At 67.1% G+C, this 1687-nt stretch carries 1 protein-coding gene; it reads right to left on the bottom strand.

Annotated elements, in window-relative coordinates:
* A partial coding sequence (locus ACZ7DL_RS39045) for a condensation domain-containing protein (protein ID WP_470781832.1) occupies window positions 1-1637 on the bottom strand: 1637 nt, incomplete at its 3' end.
* Between the last annotated feature and the right edge of the window lie 50 nt (window positions 1638-1687).

The following is a 1687-nucleotide window of genomic DNA, read 5'->3' as shown; positions in this document are numbered from 1 at the left end:
CCCGCCGTACCGAGTTCCTCCACCGCCCACCGCGCCACCGGCAGCAACGGCAACCACCCCACACCCCCACCCGGCAACTCCTCCAACACCCCGCCGAGCGTGTCGCTCTTCGAGCTCGCTGTGCTGGCCAGCCGCGCCACCGTCCGCTGCTCGAACACCTCCCGCGCACTGACCACCACACCCCGAGCCCGCGCCTGCGCCACCACCTGAATCGAACGAATACTGTCCCCACCCAACAGGAAGTAGTCGTCGTCCGCGCCCACCCGGTCGACGCCCAGCACCGTGGCGAACACCTCGGCCAGGGCCTCCTCCACCGGGCCCTCGGGAGCCCGGTACTCGCCGCCCGTGTACACCGGCTCCGGCATTGCCGCCCGATCCAGCGTTCCGCTCGACGTCAGCGGCAGTGCGTCCACCACCATCAACACCGCAGGGACCATGTGCTCCGGCAGCCGCTCCGCGGCGAACGCCCGCAGCTCTCCCACCGACACCCCGGCCACGAGGTCCTCCGCGCGACCGGCGGCATCCGTCGTTGCCGCCGGGACCACGTAGCCCACCAGCCGGCGGCCAAGGCCACGCACCACATGGGTGATCACCGCCGCCTGCGCCACTTCGGGATGCGCACACAGAACCGACTCCACCTCAGCCGGATCGATCGTTATCCCACCGACCGTGAGTTTCGCCGTGTCCTGTCGTACGTCGGGCTCGCCGAGCGGAGCCTCGGGCTCGGCCACCAACTGCCGGATAGTTCGGAGGAACCGGTCCGCGAGACCTTCCACTGTGGCGCGGTCGAACAGATCAGTGGCGTATTCGACATGTCCCACCACACCACGCCCGGGGATGTCGGACATGATGAAGTACAGATCGAACTTGGCAGTCTCCGTGGAGACCGTCTGCAATTCGACCTCGAGTCCCGGGAATCCGTACGTGCCATGGCTGATGTTCTGCCAGGCGAACATCACCTGGAACAACGGGTGATACGCGGTGGACCGCTCCGGATTCAGCGCCTCCACCAACCGCTCGAACGGCACATCCTGATGGTCATAAGCCGCCAGCGCCTTCTCCCGCACCTGCGCCAGCACCTCACGGAACGACGGCTCACCCTCCATCCCCACCCGCAACACCCACGTATTCACAAAGAACCCCACCAAATCAGCCAACGCCTCATCACGCCGATTCGCGATCGGAGACCCGATCGCCACGTCATCCCCAGCACCCAACCCCCGCAACAACACCGCCAACGCCGCCTGCAACACCATCGACACCGTCACCCCACACCCCGCAGCCAACCCCTCCACACCCGCCATCAACCCCGCATCCACCCCGAACTCCACCACCGCACCCCGATGACTGGCCACCGCCGGCCGCGGACGATCCCACGGCAACACCAACGGCTGCACCAACCCCTCCAACTCACCCCGCCAATACTCCAACTGCCGCGCCATCACACTCGCGGAATCAGCCTCATCCCCCAGCAACTCCCGCTGCCACAACGTGTAATCCACATACTGCGCACCCAACTCAGGCCACACCGGATCCCCACCAGCCACCCGCGCCGCATACGCCGCCGCCAAATCCCGCCCCAACGGCCCCATCGACTCCCCATCAGCCGCAATATGATGCACCACCAAAACCAACACCCACTCAACCCCACCCGCACCCGCACCCGCACCCGCACCCGCACCCGCAC

It is taken from the genome of Streptomyces sp. NPDC036984, from assembly GCF_055607665.1.
The sequence above is the reverse complement of the archived record's forward strand: the minus strand, read 5'-3'. Positions and strand labels throughout refer to the sequence as shown.